16 protein-coding genes are annotated in these 17,061 nt (G+C 69.4%); 10 read left to right on the plus strand and 6 right to left on the minus strand.

The window, feature by feature from the left end; translation table 11 throughout:
• Window position 1 precedes the first annotated feature (1 nt).
• Together tal and tkt are read right to left on the minus strand one after the other, a co-directional pair.
• On the minus strand, window positions 2–1,120 hold the full coding sequence (tal, locus tag OHA11_RS36300; RefSeq protein ID WP_266503545.1) for a transaldolase: 1,119 nt from the start codon (window positions 1,118–1,120) through the stop codon (window positions 2–4).
• A gap of 34 nt (window positions 1,121–1,154) precedes the next feature.
• Window positions 1,155–3,242, minus strand: coding sequence for a transketolase (gene tkt, locus OHA11_RS36305; protein WP_266503547.1), 2,088 nt, complete (start codon window positions 3,240–3,242; stop codon window positions 1,155–1,157).
• A gap of 355 nt (window positions 3,243–3,597) precedes the next feature.
• Between tkt and OHA11_RS36310 the strand changes: the two genes are divergently transcribed.
• From OHA11_RS36310 to OHA11_RS36325, 4 genes are all read left to right on the plus strand, one after another.
• On the plus strand, window positions 3,598–4,596 hold the full coding sequence (locus OHA11_RS36310) for a heme o synthase (RefSeq protein WP_266503548.1): 999 nt from the start codon (window positions 3,598–3,600) through the stop codon (window positions 4,594–4,596).
• 194 nt (window positions 4,597–4,790) lie between these two features.
• Window positions 4,791–5,159 carry a hypothetical protein gene (locus OHA11_RS36315; protein ID WP_266503549.1) on the plus strand — a complete coding sequence of 123 codons (369 nt, stop codon included), beginning with the start codon at window positions 4,791–4,793 and terminating at the stop codon, window positions 5,157–5,159.
• A 218-nt stretch (window positions 5,160–5,377) separates the two neighbouring features.
• Entirely contained in the window at window positions 5,378–6,484 is a 1,107-nt protein-coding gene (locus OHA11_RS36320) for an amidohydrolase family protein (protein ID WP_266503550.1), read from the plus strand.
• Window positions 6,485–6,525: 41 nt separating this feature from the next.
• Window positions 6,526–7,314 (plus strand): nucleotidyltransferase domain-containing protein, encoded by a 789-nt coding sequence (locus OHA11_RS36325; protein ID WP_266503551.1) that lies wholly within the window; start codon window positions 6,526–6,528, stop codon window positions 7,312–7,314.
• 32 nt (window positions 7,315–7,346) lie between these two features.
• Here the strand turns inward: OHA11_RS36325 and OHA11_RS36330 are convergent, their stop codons facing one another.
• The 4 genes from OHA11_RS36330 to OHA11_RS36345 form a co-directional block, all read right to left on the minus strand.
• Window positions 7,347–8,354: a heme A synthase gene (locus OHA11_RS36330; protein WP_266503552.1), complete on the minus strand. Its 1,008-nt coding sequence runs from the start codon at window positions 8,352–8,354 to the stop codon at window positions 7,347–7,349.
• Window positions 8,355–8,422: 68 nt separating this feature from the next.
• Complete coding sequence (locus OHA11_RS36335; protein WP_266507686.1) at window positions 8,423–9,178, minus strand: ABC transporter permease; 756 nt, start codon at window positions 9,176–9,178, stop codon at window positions 8,423–8,425.
• Window positions 9,179–9,231: 53 nt separating this feature from the next.
• Window positions 9,232–10,209 (minus strand): ABC transporter ATP-binding protein, encoded by a 978-nt coding sequence (locus OHA11_RS36340; protein WP_266503554.1) that lies wholly within the window; start codon window positions 10,207–10,209, stop codon window positions 9,232–9,234.
• Between the two features lie 68 nt (window positions 10,210–10,277).
• Window positions 10,278–11,120, minus strand: a complete 843-nt coding sequence (locus OHA11_RS36345) for an aminoglycoside N(3)-acetyltransferase (RefSeq protein WP_266503555.1) — start codon at window positions 11,118–11,120, stop codon at window positions 10,278–10,280.
• Window positions 11,121–11,280: 160 nt separating this feature from the next.
• On the opposite strand from OHA11_RS36345, the gene OHA11_RS36350 reads away from it, so the two are divergent.
• The 6 genes from OHA11_RS36350 to OHA11_RS36375 are packed head-to-tail and all read left to right on the plus strand — an operon-like array spanning window position 11,281 to window position 17,050.
• Entirely contained in the window at window positions 11,281–12,012 is a 732-nt protein-coding gene (locus OHA11_RS36350) for a metalloregulator ArsR/SmtB family transcription factor (RefSeq protein ID WP_266503557.1), read from the plus strand.
• Entirely contained in the window at window positions 12,009–13,433 is a 1,425-nt protein-coding gene (sufB, locus tag OHA11_RS36355; RefSeq protein WP_189840490.1) for a Fe-S cluster assembly protein SufB, read from the plus strand. The genes OHA11_RS36350 and sufB overlap by 4 nt, the downstream gene beginning before the upstream one ends.
• A gap of 60 nt (window positions 13,434–13,493) precedes the next feature.
• Window positions 13,494–14,675 carry a Fe-S cluster assembly protein SufD gene (gene sufD / locus OHA11_RS36360; protein WP_266503561.1) on the plus strand — a complete coding sequence of 394 codons (1,182 nt, stop codon included), beginning with the start codon at window positions 13,494–13,496 and terminating at the stop codon, window positions 14,673–14,675.
• Complete coding sequence (locus OHA11_RS36365; RefSeq protein WP_266503563.1) at window positions 14,675–15,004, plus strand: bifunctional 3-phenylpropionate/cinnamic acid dioxygenase ferredoxin subunit; 330 nt, start codon at window positions 14,675–14,677, stop codon at window positions 15,002–15,004. The genes sufD and OHA11_RS36365 overlap by 1 nt, the downstream gene beginning before the upstream one ends.
• Before the next feature lie 7 nt (window positions 15,005–15,011).
• Window positions 15,012–15,779, plus strand: coding sequence for a Fe-S cluster assembly ATPase SufC (gene sufC, locus OHA11_RS36370; RefSeq protein WP_266503565.1), 768 nt, complete (start codon window positions 15,012–15,014; stop codon window positions 15,777–15,779).
• Window positions 15,776–17,050: a cysteine desulfurase gene (locus OHA11_RS36375; protein ID WP_266503567.1), complete on the plus strand. Its 1,275-nt coding sequence runs from the start codon at window positions 15,776–15,778 to the stop codon at window positions 17,048–17,050. The genes sufC and OHA11_RS36375 overlap by 4 nt, the downstream gene beginning before the upstream one ends.
• Window positions 17,051–17,061: the final 11 nt, after the last annotated feature.

The raw sequence follows: 17,061 nt of genomic DNA on the forward strand, positions 1-17,061 counted from the left end.
TTCAGCCCTCCGAGGGGGCGAGGCGGTCGAGCTCTGCCTCGGTCGACTTGAGCAGGTCGTTCCAGGACGCCTCGAACTTCTCGACGCCCTCGTCCTCCAGGAGCTGGACCACTTCGTCGTACGAGATCCCGAGCTTCTCGACCGCGTCGAGCTCGGCACGGGACTGCTCGTACGTACCGGCGATGGTGTTGCCGGTGATCTTGCCGTGGTCCTCGGCGGCGAACAGGGTCGCCTCCGGCATGGTGTTCACCGTGTTCGGCGCGACCAGGTCGTCGACGTACAGGGTGTCCTTGTAGGCCTTGTCCTTGACGCCGGTCGAGGCCCACAGCGGACGCTGCTTGTTGGCCTGCGCCTTGTCCAGGGCGGCCCAGCGGTCCGAGGAGAAGACCTCCTCGTACGCCTCGTAGGCCAGCCGCGCGTTGGCGAGACCCGCCTTGCCGCGGGCGGCCTTGGCCTCGGGGGTGCCGAGGGCGTCGAGCCGCTTGTCGATCTCGGTGTCCACGCGGGACACGAAGAACGACGCCACGGAGTGGATGCCGGCCAGGTCGATCCCGGCGGCCTTGGCCTTCTCCAGGCCCGCGAGGTACGCGTCCATGACCTCGCGGTAGCGCGCCAGCGAGAAGATCAGCGTGACGTTGACGCTGATGCCCCGGCCGATCGTCTCGGTGATCGCGGGCAGGCCAGCCCTGGTCGCCGGGATCTTGATCAGCGTGTTCGGGCGGTCGACGAGCCAGGCGAGCTGCTTGGCCTCGGCGACGGTCGCCTCGGTGTTGTGCGCCAGTCGCGGGTCGACCTCGATGGAGACCCGGCCGTCCTGGCCCTGCGTGGAGTCGTAGACCGGGCGCAGGATGTCGGCGGCGTCACGGACGTCCGCCGTCGTGATCATGCGGATGGCTTCTTCGACGGTGACCTTGCGGGCGGCGAGGTCGGCGAGCTGCTGCTCGTAACCGTCACCGCTGCTGATCGCCTTCTGGAAGATCGACGGGTTGGTGGTGACGCCCACGACGTGCTGCTGGTCGATCAGTTCGGCGAGGTTGCCGGACGTGATCCGCTTGCGCGACAGGTCGTCCAGCCAGATCGCGACGCCTTCCTCGGAGAGGCGCTTCAGTGCGTCTGTCATGGAAAATGCATCTCCTACGTGTCGTATGTCAGCGTCAGCGCTGGGCTGCGGCGATCGATTCCCGCGCTACGGCGGCCACGTTCTCGGCAGTGAAGCCGAACTCCTGGAAGAGCACCTTGCCGTCGGCCGAAGCACCGAAGTGCTCCAGGGAAACGATGCGACCCGCGTCCCCGACGTACTTGTGCCAGGTGAGACCGATACCGGCCTCGACCGCGACCCGTGCCTTCACGTTCGGCGGCAGGACGCTGTCCCGGTACCCCTGGTCCTGCTCCTCGAACCACTCCACGGAGGGCATGGACACGACCCTGGTCGGGGTGCCCGCGGCCTCCAGCTGCTCACGTGCGTCGACGGCCACGTGCACCTCGGAACCGGTCGCGATGAGAACGACCTGCGGGGTCCCGGTGGACGCCTCGAAGAGCACGTAACCGCCCTTCGCCGCATTCTCGTTGGGCTCGTACGCCGGTACGCCCTGACGGGTCAGCGCGAGGCCGTGCGGGGCACCCTTGCCGAAGACCTTGGTGTAGCGCCGGAGGATCTCGCGCCAGGCGATCGTGGTCTCGTTGGCGTCCGCGGGACGGACGACGTTGAGGCCCGGAATGGCGCGCAGGGTGGAGAGGTGCTCGACCGGCTGGTGCGTCGGGCCGTCCTCGCCCAGGCCGATGGAGTCGTGGGTCCACACGTACGTCACCGGCAGGTGCATCAGTGCGGACAGGCGGACCGCGTTGCGCATGTAGTCGGAGAACACCAGGAAAGTGCCGCCGTAGACACGGGTGTTGCCGTGCAGCGCGATGCCGTTCATCTCCGCGGCCATGGAGTGCTCGCGGATGCCGAAGTGGATCGTGCGGCCGTACGGGTTCGCCTCCGGCAGCGGGTTGTCCGCCGGGAGGAACGACGACGTCTTGTCGATCGTCGTGTTGTTCGAGCCCGCCAGGTCGGCCGAGCCGCCCCACAGCTCGGGGATGACCGCGCCGAGGGCCTGGAGAACCTTGCCGGAGGCCGCACGCGTGGCGACGCCCTTGCCCGCCTCGAAGACCGGGAGCTTCTCCTCCCAGCCGGTGGGCAGTTCGCCCGCGGCGATGCGGTCGAACTCGGCGGCGCGCTCGGCGTTGCCGTCGCGCCACTCCTGGAACGACTTCTCCCACTCCGCCTTGACCTGACGGCCGCGCTCGCCCAGCGCGCGGGTGTGCGTGATGACCTCGTCGGAGACCTCGAAGGCCTTCTCCGGGTCGAAGCCCAGCACCCGCTTGGTGGCCGCGACCTCGTCCTCGCCGAGCGCAGAGCCGTGCGCGGCCTCGGTGTTCTGCGCGTTCGGAGCGGGCCAGGCGATGATCGAGCGCATCGCGATGAACGACGGCTTGTCGGTCACCAGCTTCGCGGCCTCGATCGCGTTGTACAGGGCGTGCGGGTCGAGGTCGCCGTCCGGCTTCGGGGCCACGCGCTGCACGTGCCAGCCGTACGCCTCGTAGCGCTTCACCGTGTCTTCGGAGACGGCCGTCTCCGTGTCGCCCTCGATCGAGATGTGGTTGTCGTCCCACAGCAGGATCAGGTTGCCCAGTTGCTGGTGGCCGGCCATGGAGGACGCCTCCGCGGAGATGCCCTCCTGGAGGCAGCCGTCACCGGCGATCGCGTAGATGAAGTGGTCGAACGGGGAGGTGCCCTGGGCCGCCTCCGGGTCGAACAGACCACGCTCGTAGCGGGCGGCCATCGCCATGCCCACCGCGTTGGCGACACCCTGGCCGAGCGGGCCGGTGGTGGTCTCCACGCCGGGGGTGTGCCCGTACTCCGGGTGGCCCGGGGTGCGGGAACCCCACGTCCGGAAGGCCTTCAGATCGTCCAGCTCCAGGCCGAAACCGGCCAGGTAGAGCTGGGTGTAGAGGGTCAGGGACGAATGACCGGCGGACAGCACGAAGCGGTCACGGCCGGTCCAGTCGGGGTCCGCCGGGTCGTGCCGCATCACCTTCTGGAAGAGGGTGTAGGCGGCGGGCGCCAGGCTCATCGCCGTACCCGGATGGCCGTTGCCGACCTTCTGTACGGCATCGGCGGCCAGGATGCGGGCGGTGTCGACGGCCCGCTGGTCCAATTCGGTCCACTCGAGGTCTGTTGTGGTCGGCTTGGTGCTCACCCTGGGTCAGGGCTCCTCTCCACATGTTCCACATGTCGAATGCCGGTGCACGTCGCGCCCACCGGCTCGCTGTCGAGCCTACCCCCGTAGGAACGCGCATTTTTTCGAGTCATTCCAGACTGCCGGGACTCTCCCTCGTCTGCCTCCCGACCGGCGCGTTCTGTGTTCGGCAAGTGAATACGGAGACATTCATCCGACTGCTCAACGCGACGCCGATCTGTCCTGCGCGAGGGCCTTCCAACACGATCCGACCCCCGCGAAGGCCGGGGTATGGGCAACGTCTACAGTGGCGTGGTACGCGCGAGCCTTTACCGGGAGTTCACACTCGGGGCTCGCTGGGAAGTCTCTGTCAGGGGTGTGCGTGACGGCCGTTGAATCCCGTCCTGCGGGTGGGGGTACCGCCCGTGCCCTTAAGGCTACGGGGGAACTCGGGACGAGTCAGGGCGCGAAGCGGGGCACGAACCACCGGCCGTTCTGGGCCCGGGTCAAGGCGTTCGTCGCTCTCACCAAGCCGCGGATCATCGAGCTGCTGCTGATCACCACCGTGCCGGTGATGTTCCTCGCGCAGCAGGGTGTGCCCGATCTCAAGCTGGTGCTCCTCACCTGTGTCGGCGGCTTCCTCTCCGCGGGCGGCGCCAACGCCCTGAACATGTACCTCGACCGCGACATCGACGCGCTCATGGAGCGCACCTCGCAGCGTCCACTGGTCACCGGCATGGTCAGCCCCCGCGAGTGCCTCGCCTTCGGCATCACCCTCGCCGTGGTCTCGACGCTGCTGTTCGGCCTGACCGTCAACTGGCTGTCCGCCTGGCTGTCGCTGGGGGCCCTGCTCTTCTACGTCGTCGTCTACACGATGATCCTCAAGAGGCGTACGTCGCAGAACATCGTGTGGGGCGGTATCGCCGGCTGTCTGCCGGTCCTGATCGGCTGGTCCTCCGTCACCAACTCCATGTCGTGGGCCCCGATCATCCTCTTCATGGTCATGTTCTTCTGGACGCCGCCGCACTACTGGCCACTCTCCATGAAGGTGAAGGACGACTACGCGCGCGTGGGTGTGCCGATGCTGCCGGTCATCGCCTCCAACCGGGTCGTCGCGCGGCAGATCGTCCTCTACAGCTGGGCCATGGTCGCCGTCTCCCTGCTGCTGACGCCGCTCGGTTACACGGGCTGGTTCTACACGGTCGTGGCCCTGGTGACCGGCGGCTTCTGGCTCTGGGAGGCGCACGGCCTGCAGACCCGGGCGAAGGACGGCGCCGTGGGCGCCAAGCTGAAAGAGATGCGGCTCTTCCACTGGTCCATTACTTACGTGTCGCTGCTGTTCGTGGCGGTGGCAGTGGACCCGTTCCTGCGGTGACGCTCCGCTGAGCGGGGGCGAACGGGGTTCGTAGTCGACTGCGGGTGCGTCGTGGCTGGTCGCGCCCACGCGGCGCCGCCGCACATCGATACAGCCCGCGCCCCTGAGGGGCGCCATGGCCGGCCCGGGTGCGTGGGCAAGGCCACTCGGTCCCGGCGTCGCCGAACGATCTACCCGTCGGTAGCATCCTGCGTATGGCAGAAACCCAGCAGGACGACGAGGGCGCGGGCGCCAAGCAGAATGCCAAGCAGGACGCCAAGGCGGAGCGCCACGCGGCGAAGCTCGCCAAGCAGATCTCCTCCTTCGCGCAGGCCCACGGCGGTGCCGAGGGGCAGATCGCGTACATCGGCCAGAAGGGCGCCCGGATCGTCCTCGTCGGCGAGGACGGCGGCTGGGGCGACCTCGTGGCCCCCACCTTCGCCATCGCCGAACAGGCCGTGAAGAAGTCCGGCATCACCGTCCACGAGGACTTCGACGGCGAGTTCGCGAACAAGGTGAAGACCGGCCCGTACGAGTGGACGCGCATGGCGGGCATCCAGCTCGGCGGCCCCGCCAACAACTGACCGGCGCTCCTTAAAAGCAGGGGCGCGGGGCCGTATCGATGCGGCGGCGCCGCGTGGGCGCGACCAGCCACGAACGGCCCGCGGATCAACGACAACCCGCACTCCCTGCCCGCGCAACCCGCGGAGGGCTTCGCACGGGGTGTGGGAAAGCAACACCTGACGACCGGTTCACCCGTTAGGACCTGAAGAGACAGGGTCCAGTCGCGGGGGGAGTCCGGATGATCGAAACGCCGTCGCTGGTGGACCAGTACTGCCACGGCGTGCTGCGGACGGAGCTGGGTCTCGGCACATTCGAGGCCCACCTCGCCCGGGGCGAGGGCCCGCCCGCCGCCGGGACCACGTTCTTCGACACGCAGACCGGGTTCGCCGTACGCCGCTGGTGTCCGCCCCTGCTGGGCCTGGAACCCCACTGTCCGCCCGCCCGCTACCTCGCGCGACGCCGGGAACTCGGCGTCCTGGAGGCGGGGCGCAGGCTGCTGCGGGGGAGCGGGATCACGACCTACCTGGTCGACACCGGTCTGCCGGGCGATCTGACCGGGCCCGGCGAGATGGCCTCCACGGGGGCCGCGCACGCCCACGAGATCGTCCGCCTGGAGCCGCTCGCCGAGCAGGTCGCCGACACCTCCGGCACGGTCGAGTCGTTTCTCGCCAACCTCGCCGAGGCGGTGCACGGGGCGGCCGCGAACGCCGTGGCCTTCACCTCGGTGGCGGGCGTACGGCACGGTCTGGCGCTCGCGCCCGAACCGCCCGGGCCGGGAGAGGTACGGGGTGCGGCGGGACGATGGCTGGCGGACCGCCGGGTGGGCGGGCCGCTGAGCGATCCGGTCCTGCTCAGGCATCTCCTGTGGATCGCGGTCGCCTCCGGTCTGCCGCTCCAGCTCCACGCGGGGCTCGGCGAGCCCGGCCTGCGCATCGACCGCACCGACCCCGTCCTCCTCACCGACTTCGCCCGCGCGACGGCCGACCTCGGCACACACCTGGTCCTGCTGCACGGCTACCCGTACCACCGCCACGCGGCGCACCTCGCCGGGGTCTTCCCGCATGTGTACGCCGACCTGGGCGCCGCCCTCGTCCGCACCGGAGCCCGCGCGTCCGCCGTCCTCGCCGAGATCCTGGAGCTCGCCCCCTTCGGCAAGATCCTCTTCTCCAGCGGCGCACATGGCCTGCCCGAACTCCATGTGGTCGGAGCACGCCTCTTCCGCGAGGCACTCGCCAGGGTGCTCGGCACCTGGGTGGCCGAGGGCGCCTGGTCACTGGCCGACGCGCAACGGGTGGCGGGACTGATCGCGGCGGGGAACGCGCGGCGGGTGTACGGGGTGGAGTGAGACGGGTGTACGGGGTGGAGCGAGCTGTACAGACTGTGCGTATGACACGCAGCGACGCGACCGACCGGCTCCTCGACCGCTTCCGGACCGAACTGCGCGACCTCACCCCCCTCGCCGTGTGGGCACACGGCTCGCTCGGCGGGGGCGACTACCAGGAGGGTCGCAGCGACCTGGACCTGATCGTGGTCCTGGACGACCCGATCACGGCGAGGACGGTCTGGCGGGTGGCCCGGCTGCACGCCCGCCTGCGTGCAGAACCGCTTGTCGGCAAGCTGCACTGCAGCTATCTGACGCCCGGCACGGCGGCCGGTGCCGAGCGGCGGCACCTCACATGGGCGCACGAGCAGCTCTTCAAACGGACGGTCACGCCGGTGACCCGGCGCGAGCTGCACACCTTCGGACTGGTCCTGGAGGGGGAGCCGCCCGGGAGTCTGCTGCCGCCGGTGACGGACGCCAACCTCGCCGAGTTCGTCGTACGGGACCAGCGGGACTTCTGGCGGCGGCAGGTGGACCGGGCCGACAACTGGACGCAGGACGTCTGGGTGGACCTGGGGCTCGTCACCCACGCCCGTGCCGCGGCCACGCTGAAGGACGGGCGGCTGATCACCAAGCGGGAGGCACTCGACCTGCTGCCCGGTCTCGGTGCCCCGGTAGAGGTGGTCGAGGACGTCAGGAGACGGCGGTACGAGGAGCCGGGGGCACCGGTTGAGGAGCCGCGGGTACCGGTGCCGGTGCCGGCCCAAGAGTGGACGGCCCGCAGAGCGGAGTTGACCCGCGGCTACCTCGGCCCGGCGATCGACCGACTGGTGGCCGTGGCCGCGTACGAATGACCTACGCGTGACCCGTGTGGCCTACGCCTGGCTCACGCGCGCGTGAGCGACGACCGCGTCGACTGGGCGGGCAGGTCCACCACGACCTCCGGCCGTTCCCGCAGGGTCAGCAGGACGCGGAGTGTGGCGATCCACACGAGGCAGGAGCCGAACATGTGGAGGCCGACCAGGACCTCCGGAAGGTCGGTGAAGTACTGGACGTACCCGATGCCGCCCTGTGCGAGGAGGACCAGGAAGAGGTCGCGGGTGCGGTGCAGGGGACCCTCGGGCGCGTCGACGGCCCTGAGGACGAACCACAGGGCGAAGGTCAGCGTCACCACGATCCAGGCCAGTACGGCATGCAGCTTGGTGACGTTCTCCCAGTTCAGCGGGATGCGCTCGACCTCGCTCGAATCGCCGGCGTGCGGGCCCGCGCCGGTGACGACCGTCCCCACCGCGATCAGCAGGAGGGTGACGGCGACGAGGACCCACGCCATCTGCCGCACCGGCTTGCCGACCAGCGGACGCGGGGCGGCGTCGCCCTCGCGGGTGCGCTGCCACATCACGGTGGCGACGGCGATCAGGGCGGTGGAGAGGAGGAAGTGGGCGGCGACCGTATACGGGTTGAGGCCCACGAGGACGACGACGCCGCCGAGGACCGCGTTGCTCATGACGACCCAGAACTGCGCCCAGCCGAGCCGTGTGAGGCTGCGCCGGTAGGGCGTCTGCGAGCGTGCGGCGATGATCGCCCAGCCGACCGCGGCACACAGGACGTACGTCAGCATGCGGTTGCCGAACTCGATCACGCCGTGCACGCCCATCGCGCTCGTGGTGGTGAGCGAGTCGTCGGTGCACTTGGGCCAGGTCGGGCAGCCGAGCCCCGAGCCCGTCAGCCGGACGGCACCTCCGGTGACCACGATCAGTACCGCCATGACGAGTGCGGCGAGGGCGGCGCGCTGGACCGTCCGGGGCGACGGGGTCCAGCGTTCGGCGATGAAGGCGAGCGGGTTGCGCACGGCTTGAGCGGCATCGGCTCGGGTCACGTTTGGCACGGGCTCCATCGTAGGGGGCCGCTTGTGCACGCTTTCACGAGCCCCCTGCCCGCGTCGGCCGACCGGCCATCGCCCGCTCACTCCCAGCGGAAGAACTTCCCGGCGGCGGCGAGGCCCACGACCGCCCATACGGCGAGGATCCCGAGGTTTCCCCACGGCATCCCGGCGCCGTGCTGGAGCACGTCCCGCAAGCCGTCCGACAGTGCCGAGATCGGCAGCAGGCCGAGCAGGTCCTGGGCCGCGTCCGGGAACTTGTCCAGCGGGACGATGACCCCGCCGCCGACGAGCAGCAGCAGGAAGACCAGGTTCGCGGCGGCCAGCGTGGCCTCCGCCTTCAGCGTGCCCGCCATGAGCAGGCCGAGGCCCGAGAAGGCCGCCGTACCCAGGAGCAGGAGCAGCAGCACGGCCAGCGGGTTGCCCTCCGGCGACCAGCCGAGCGCCAGGGCGATGACCGTCACGAGGAGCACCTGGAGGACCTCGGTGACCAGGACGGAGAGGGTCTTGGCCGCCATCAGCCCCCAGCGCGGCAGCGGCGAGGAGGCGAGCCGCTTCAGTACGCCGTACCGCCGCTCGAAGCCCGTGGCGATCGCCTGGCCGGTGAACGCCGTCGACATCACGGCGAGCGCGAGAATGCCGGGCGCCAGGAAGTCGACCGCCTCGCCCTCACCCGTGTCGACGATGTCCACCGCGCTGAACAGCACCAGCAGCAGCGTCGGGATGATCACCGTGAGGAGCAGCTGCTCGCCGTTGCGCAGCAGCATCCTCGTCTCCAGCGCCGCCTGCGCCGCGATCATGCGGGGGAGCGGGGCGGCCCCCGGCCTCGGCTCGTACATGCCCGTGCCTTCACCTGTGCCCTCACCCGTGGGCCGGGCGTCCGTTCCCGCGGTCATCCGCGCAACTCCTTACCGGTGAGCTCCAGGAAGACATCCTCCAGGGTGTGCCGCTCGACCGAGATCTTCTCCGGCATCACCCCGTGCTGGGCGCACCAGGTGGTGACGGTCGCGAGCAGCTGCGGGTCGACCTTGCCGCCCACGCGGTACGAGCCCGGCGTCAGCTCGGCCGCCGTGCAGTCCGCCGGGAGGGCCTTGAGGAGGGAGGCCACGTCGAGGCCGGGGCGGCCGGAGAAGCGCAGGGTGTTCTCGGCGCCGCCGCGGCAGAGTTCGTCGGGGGAGCCCTTCGCTATGACCCGGCCCGCGTCGATGATCGCCACGTCGTCGGCGAGCTGCTCCGCCTCGTCCATGTGGTGCGTGGTCAGGATGACCGAGACGCCGTCGGCGCGCAGATCGCGTACGAGGTCCCAGGTGGCCCGGCGGGCCTGCGGGTCGAGACCGGCGGTCGGTTCGTCGAGGAAGACCAGTTCGGGGCGGCCGACCACGGCCATGGCGAGCGCGAGGCGCTGCTGCTGGCCGCCCGACAGCCGCCGGTACGCCGTCCGGCCGCAGCTGCCGAGGCCCAGGCGCTCCATGAGTGCGTCCACGTCCAGCGGGTGCGCGTGCAGCTTGGCCACGTGGCGGAGCATCTCGTCCGCGCGGGCGCCCGAGTAGACACCGCCGGACTGGAGCATCACGCCGATGCGGGGGCGCAGGGCGGAGGACTCGCGCACCGGGTCGAGGCCCAGTACCCGGACCGTTCCGGAGTCCGGTCTGTGGTAGCCCTCGCAGGTCTCGACGGTGGTCGTCTTGCCGGCGCCGTTGGGCCCGAGGACTGCGGTGATGCCCGCCCGGGCGACCAGATCCAGGCCGTCCACCGCGGTTTTCCTGCCGTACCGCTTCACCAGGCCCTGGACCTCAATAAGAGGGTGCGGCGCGGAGCGCCTCGTTGAGGGGCGGTGGTCGGGTGGCGGGAGGGCGGTCTCACTTCCCATGGGCGGCCTCACTTCGCATGAGCGCCAAGTCTAGGGAGGACCGAGCGGCGCACGGAGGGCGGGTCGAGTCACGTGCGGCGCGGGGCGGGCGCGTCGTCCGTGGTGGCCCATTCCTCGCGTGAGCGGTGCAGTTCGAGCCACCGCTCCGCGTACGCCACGGCGTCGGCCACGGAGAACAGCCGGGTGTCGGCCGCGCCCACCAGACCCCGTACGACGGGACGGTCCCGTTCGAAGTCGGCGCCCAGTTCGTCGAACTGCTCCGAGCTGATCGAGACCTCCGTGACGACCTCCCAGCGGGAACCTTCGGCCGTACGGACCGGCCGGCCCACCGCGACACGCGGGGAGGGAATCCGGTATTCGGCGAGGTGGAAGCTGGTGCAGGAGTCGTAGCCCGCGCCGAGCAGCAGGACGCGGGCGCCCATTGCCTCAAGGCGGGCGAGTGGGCTGAGCTCGCCGAGGCGGCAGTCCGGGGCGTGGTCCTCGACGATCTTCGCCGCGCGCGGTCCGACGGCCGCGAACGAGGTCTGCGGGTGCGCGCTGCGCAGGGCGCCCGGCCAGGTGCGTACGGTCTCCGGGACCACGCCCACCCCGCGCGTAGGCGTGACGAGGGGGTCGTACCCCGGCATCGTGTCGCGGATGGTCTCCCACCACTCCTCGGGCACGGGCGGGCTGGTCCACAGCGCCGGGTCGGAGAGGCCGCCGGACTGGGTGGGGACCACGAGTGTGCCGTCCGGACCGAGCGCGTCGAGCAGCCCCTGGACGACTGCGATGGCGCCGCCGTTCACCCAGCCGAGGGAACGGAGCGACGAGTGCGCGAGGAGGGTCTCGCCGGGGCGTACGCCGAGCGCGCGCAGGTCCGTGGCGAGGGTGGCGCGCGTGACGAGAGGGCCGGTCGGAGGGGGTGTCGGCATGGTTCGGCAGTCTCCCCGACAACCCTGTGCCGTGCCAGCGGATTGATCGATCAAAGATCATCCCCGCAGGTCAGATTAGGTTTACCTAAGTGATGCACCGCACCCCGGGTGGCGTGGACGCGGCTTGTCAGTCCCTGAGGAATTACGCAACAATGGCGTTGTGAAAAACGTTGGCGAGGCTCCGCGAGAGGAACTCGCGACCGGTGAGCGCTCCACGCGCAACCGCGTCGCGCGGTCCATCCTGGACCACGGCCCGTCGACCGTGACCGACCTCGCGGGACGGCTGGGCCTCACCCAGGCCGCCGTGCGACGTCACCTGGACGCGCTCGCTTCCGACGACGTGGTGGAGGCCCGCGAGCAGCGGGTCTACGGCGCTCGCACCCGCGGGCGGCCCGCCAAGGTGTTCGCCCTGACCGACTGCGGCCGGGACGCCTTCGACCAGTCCTACGACAAGCTCGCCGCCGACGCCCTGCGCTGGATCGCGGAGCGCGAGGGCGGGGACGAGGCCCTGGTGGCCTTCGCCCGCGCCCGGATGGCCGCCCAGGCCGACACGTACCGCAAGGCCGTCGAGGCCGCCGCGCCCGAGAAGCGCGCGGAAGCGCTGGCCAAGGCCCTGAGCGTGGACGGGTACGCTGCTACGGCGCGCAGCGCACCGGTCGGCGAGCAGCTCTGCCAGCACCACTGCCCGGTCGCCCATGTGGCCGAACAGTTCCCGCAACTCTGCGAGGCGGAGACCGAGATCTTCTCCCAGCTGCTCGGCACGCATGTCCAGCGGCTGGCCACCATCGCCCACGGCGACGGTGTCTGCACCACGTTCATCCCAAAGATTTCCCAAACCGATATTCACGGCCATAACGCATCTGCAAGTACCGCCGGGAGGAACCCCGCATGACGCTCCCCATTGAGGAGACTGCCCACCCCGAGCTCGAGGGTCTGGGTACGTACGAATACGGCTGGGCCGACTCCGACGTGGCCGGTGCCTCTGCCAAGCGCGGCATCAACGAGGACGTCGTCCGGGACATCTCTTCGAAGAAGAGCGAGCCGGAGTGGATGACCAAGCTCCGCCTCAAGGGCCTGCGCCTCTTCGAGAAGAAGCCCATGCCGAACTGGGGCTCGGACCTGTCGGGCATCGACTTCGACAACATCAAGTACTTCGTGCGCTCCACGGAGAAGCAGGCGGAGTCCTGGGAGGACCTGCCCGAGGACATCAAGAACACGTACGACAAGCTCGGCATCCCCGAGGCGGAGAAGCAGCGCCTCGTCGCCGGTGTCGCGGCCCAGTACGAGTCCGAGGTCGTCTACCACCAGATCCGTGAGGACCTGGAGGAGCAGGGCGTCATCTTCCTGGACACCGACACCGCGCTGAAGGAGCACCCGGAGCTCTTCAAGGAGTACTTCGGCACGGTCATCCCGGTCGGCGACAACAAGTTCGCGTCGCTGAACACCGCGGTGTGGTCCGGCGGCTCCTTCATCTACGTGCCGAAGGGCGTGCACGTCGAGATCCCGCTCCAGGCCTACTTCCGTATCAACACGGAGAACATGGGCCAGTTCGAGCGGACGCTGATCATCGTCGACGAGGACGCCTACGTCCACTACGTCGAGGGCTGCACGGCGCCGATCTACAAGTCGGACTCTCTGCACTCCGCGGTCGTCGAGATCATCGTGAAGAAGGGCGCCCGCTGCCGCTACACGACCATCCAGAACTGGTCGAACAACGTCTACAACCTGGTCACCAAGCGTGCCGTGGCCTACGAGGGCGCGACCATGGAGTGGGTCGACGGCAACATCGGCTCCAAGGTCACCATGAAGTACCCGGCCGTCTACCTGATGGGTGAGCACGCCAAGGGCGAGACCCTGTCCATCGCCTTCGCGGGCGAGGGCCAGCACCAGGACGCCGGCTCCAAGATGGTCCACATGGCGCCGAACACGTCCTCCAACATCGTGTCGAAGTCCGTGGCACGTGGTGGCGGCCGTACGTCCTACCGCGGTCTCGTCGAGATCGGCGAGGGCGCCCACGGCTCCAAGTCGAACGTGCTGTGCGACGCGCTGCTCGTCGACACCATCTCCCGCTCCGACACGTACCCGTACGTGGACGTCCGCGAGGACGACGTGTCCATGGGGCACGAGGCCACCGTCTCCAAGGTCAGTGACGACCAGCTCTTCTACCTGATGAGCCGGGGCATGACCGAGTTCGAGGCCATGGCCATGATCGTGCGCGGCTTCGTCGAGCCCATCGCGAAGGAGCTGCCCATGGAGTACGCCCTTGAGCTCAACCGGCTGATCGAGCTGCAGATGGAAGGTGCGGTCGGCTAAGGCCCGCCCTCCGGAACAGCCAGCGAATTTCTGACGTAGGAAGAGAGCAGACCGACAGCCATGGCTGAGGCTCAGAACATCCCCGTGGGCTCCACCACCGCGGGCCAGATCGCGGTGGCCGCCGAGTCGACCGTCGCCACGCGCATGAGCGCGCCCCCGTCCTTCGACGTGGCGGACTTCCCGGTCCCCCACGGCCGCGAGGAGGAATGGCGGTTCACCCCGCTGGAGCGCCTGCGCGGGCTGCACGACGGCACCGCGATCGCCACCGGCGAGGGCGTCAAGGTGGACGTCCAGGCCCCCGAGGGCGTCACCGTCGAGACCGTGGCCCGCGAGGACGCGCGCCTCGGCAGGGCGGGCATCCCCGTGGACCGCGTCGCCGCCCAGGCCTACTCGGCGTTCGAGCAGGCCGGCGTGATCACCGTCCCCAAGGAGACGGTCCTCACCGAGCCGATCCGGATCGCCGTGCACGGCGAGGGCGGTGTCGCCTACGGCCACCAGGTCGTGGAGCTCGGAGCCTTCGCCGAGGCCGTCGTCGTCATCGACCACACCGGTGACGCCGTGCTGGCCGCCAACGTCGAGTACGTGCTCGGCGACGGCGCCAAGCTCACCGTCGTCTCCGTCCAGGACTGGGACGACAAGGCCGTCCACGTCGGCCAGCACAACGCGCTGATCGGCCGCGACGCCACCTTCAAGTCCTTCGTGGTCACCTTCGGCGGCGACCTCGTACGCCTCCACCCGCGCGTCGCCTACGCCGGCACCGGCGGCGAGGCCGAGCTCTTCGGCCTGTACTTCACGGACGCCGGCCAGCACCAGGAGCACCGCCTCCTCGTCGACCACAACGCCCCGCACTGCAAGTCGAACGTCGCCTACAAGGGCGCGCTCCAGGGCGAGGGCGCCCACGCGGTATGGATCGGCGACGTCCTCATCGAGGCCACGGCCGAGGGCACGGACACGTACGAGATGAACCGGAACCTGGTTCTGACCGACGGCGCCCGCGTCGACTCCGTACCGAACCTGGAGATCGAGACCGGCGAGATCGTCGGCGCGGGGCACGCGAGTGCCACCGGCCGGTTCGACGACGAGCAGCTCTTCTACCTGATGGCCCGCGGCATCCCGGCCGGCGAGGCCCGCCGTCTGGTGGTCCGCGGCTTCTTCGCCGAGCTGGTCCAGCAGATCGGCGTCGACGACATCGAAGAGCGCCTTCTTGTGAAGATCGACGAGGAGCTGGAGGCGTCGGTCTGATGGCTGACTCTTTGACGTTCCTGCGCGCCTGCGGGCTGAGCGAGCTGGAGGAGGACACCCCGAAGCGGGTGGAACTCGACGGCACGCCGGTCTCGGTCGTCCGTACCGAGGGCGAGGTGTTCGCGATCAACGACATCTGCTCGCACGCGAACGTCTCGCTCTCCGAGGGCGAGGTGGAGGACTGTCAGATCGAGTGCTGGCTGCACGGCTCCAGCTTCGACCTCCGCACCGGCAAACCGTCCGGCCTCCCCGCGACGCGCCCCGTCCCCGTATATCCCGTAAAGATCGAAGGGGACGACGTGCTCGTCTCCCTCACCCAGGAGTCCTGAGGTACCCATGGCAACGCTTGAAATCCACGACCTGCACGTCACCGTCGAGGCCGACAACGCCACGAAGGAGATCCTCAAGGGCGTCGACCTGACCGTGAAGCAGGGCGAGACGCACGCCATCATGGGCCCGAACGGCTCCGGCAAGTCGACCCTCGCCTACTCGCTCGCGGGCCACCCGAAGTACACGATCACCGGCGGCACCGTCACCCTCGACGGCGAGAACGTCCTGGAGATGACCGTCGACGAGCGCGCCCGCGCGGGCCTGTTCCTGGCGATGCAGTACCCGGTCGAGGTCCCCGGCGTCTCGGTCTCCAACTTCCTGCGCACCTCCGCCACCGCGATCCGCGGCGAGGCCCCCAAGCTGCGTACGTGGGTGAAGGAGGTCAAGGGGGCCATGGAGCGCCTCAACATGGACCCGGCCTTCGCCGAGCGCAACGTGAACGAGGGCTTCTCCGGCGGTGAGAAGAAGCGCCACGAGATCCTCCAGCTGGAGCTCCTCAAGCCGAAGATCGCGATTCTCGACGAGACCGACTCCGGCCTGGACGTCGACGCCCTGCGTGTCGTCTCCGAGGGCGTGAACCGGGTCCGCGAGACCGGCGAGGTCGGCACCCTGCTGATCACGCACTACACGCGCATCCTGCGCTACATCAAGCCCGACTACGTCCACGTCTTCTCCGGCGGCCGGATCGTCGAGTCCGGCGGCGCCGAGCTCGCCGACAAGCTGGAGAACGAGGGCTACGAGGCGTACACCACGAAGGGTGGCGTATCCGCGTGACACAGCTGCCGGGCCTCCTCACGAGTAACGCGCAACTACTTGACGAGGCGATCCGCAAGGACTTCCCCATCCTGGACCGTCAGGTCCACGACGGTCAGAAGCTCGTGTACCTGGACAACGCGGCGACCTCGCAGAAGCCGCGCCAGGTGCTGGACGCCCTGAACGAGTACTACGAGCGCCACAACGCCAACGTCCACCGCGGTGTGCATGTGCTCGCCGAGGAGGCCACGGCGCTGTACGAGGGAGCGCGCGACAAGGTCGCCGCGTTCATCAACGCGCCGAGCCGCGACGAGGTGATCTTCACGAAGAACGCCTCCGAGTCGCTCAACCTCGTGGCCAACATGCTCGGCTGGGCCGACGAGCCCTACCGCGTGGACCACGAGACCGAGATCGTCATCACGGAGATGGAGCACCACTCCAACATCGTGCCGTGGCAGCTGCTGGCGCAGCGCACGGGCGCGAAGCTGAAGTGGTTCGGCCTGACCGACGACGGCCGGCTCGACCTGTCCAACATCGACGAGATCATCACCGAGAAGACGAAGATCGTCTCCTTCGTGCTTGTATCGAACATCCTGGGCACGGTCAACCCGGTCGAGGCGATAGTGCGCCGCGCACAGGAGGTCGGTGCGCTGGTCTGCATCGACGCCTCGCAGGCCGCCCCGCACATGCCGCTGGACGTACAGGCCCTCCAGGCCGACTTCGTGGCCTTCACCGGCCACAAGATGTGCGGCCCGACCGGCATCGGCATTCTCTGGGGCCGTCAGGAGCTCCTGGAGGACCTGCCGCCGTTCCTCGGCGGCGGCGAGATGATCGAGACCGTGTCGATGCACTCGTCGACGTACGCGCCTGCCCCGCACAAGTTCGAGGCGGGCACCCCGCCGATCGCGCAGGCGGTCGGTCTTGGCGCGGCGATCGACTATCTCTCCGCGATCGGCATGGACAAGATCCTCGCCCATGAGCACGCGCTCACCGAGTACGCGGTGAAGCGGCTCCTGGAGGTTCCGGACCTGCGGATCATCGGCCCGACGACGGCCGAGGACCGCGGCGCGGCGATCTCGTTCACGCTGGGTGACATCCACCCGCACGACGTGGGCCAGGTTCTCGACGAGCAGGGCATCGCGGTCCGGGTCGGCCACCACTGCGCCCGCCCCGTCTGCCTGCGGTACGGAATTCCTGCGACCACGCGAGCGTCGTTCTATCTGTACTCCACGCCGTCCGAGATCGACGCACTGGTCGACGGCCTGGAGCACGTACGGAACTTCTTCGGCTGAGGAGCTGGCTG

The sequence above is a fragment of the Streptomyces sp. NBC_00878 genome (assembly GCF_026341515.1).
GTDB lineage: Bacteria > Actinomycetota > Actinomycetes > Streptomycetales > Streptomycetaceae > Streptomyces.

What these genes read in the sequence shown, in the direction of transcription:
- OHA11_RS36320 (WP_266503550.1), top strand. Translation starts at nt 5,378, where the DNA reads ATGATCGAAACGCCGTCGCTGGTGGACCAGTACTGCCACGGCGTGCTG.
- OHA11_RS36325 (WP_266503551.1), top strand. Translation starts at nt 6,526, where the DNA reads ATGACACGCAGCGACGCGACCGACCGGCTCCTCGACCGCTTCCGGACC.
- tal (WP_266503545.1), bottom strand. Translation starts at nt 1,120, where the DNA reads ATGACAGACGCACTGAAGCGCCTCTCCGAGGAAGGCGTCGCGATCTGG.
- OHA11_RS36345 (WP_266503555.1), bottom strand. Translation starts at nt 11,120, where the DNA reads ATGCCGACACCCCCTCCGACCGGCCCTCTCGTCACGCGCGCCACCCTC.
- OHA11_RS36315 (WP_266503549.1), top strand. Translation starts at nt 4,791, where the DNA reads ATGGCAGAAACCCAGCAGGACGACGAGGGCGCGGGCGCCAAGCAGAAT.
- sufB (WP_189840490.1), top strand. Translation starts at nt 12,009, where the DNA reads ATGACGCTCCCCATTGAGGAGACTGCCCACCCCGAGCTCGAGGGTCTG.
- sufD (WP_266503561.1), top strand. Translation starts at nt 13,494, where the DNA reads ATGGCTGAGGCTCAGAACATCCCCGTGGGCTCCACCACCGCGGGCCAG.
- OHA11_RS36330 (WP_266503552.1), bottom strand. Translation starts at nt 8,354, where the DNA reads ATGGAGCCCGTGCCAAACGTGACCCGAGCCGATGCCGCTCAAGCCGTG.
- OHA11_RS36340 (WP_266503554.1), bottom strand. Translation starts at nt 10,209, where the DNA reads ATGGGAAGTGAGACCGCCCTCCCGCCACCCGACCACCGCCCCTCAACG.
- sufC (WP_266503565.1), top strand. Translation starts at nt 15,012, where the DNA reads ATGGCAACGCTTGAAATCCACGACCTGCACGTCACCGTCGAGGCCGAC.
- OHA11_RS36365 (WP_266503563.1), top strand. Translation starts at nt 14,675, where the DNA reads ATGGCTGACTCTTTGACGTTCCTGCGCGCCTGCGGGCTGAGCGAGCTG.
- OHA11_RS36335 (WP_266507686.1), bottom strand. Translation starts at nt 9,178, where the DNA reads ATGTACGAGCCGAGGCCGGGGGCCGCCCCGCTCCCCCGCATGATCGCG.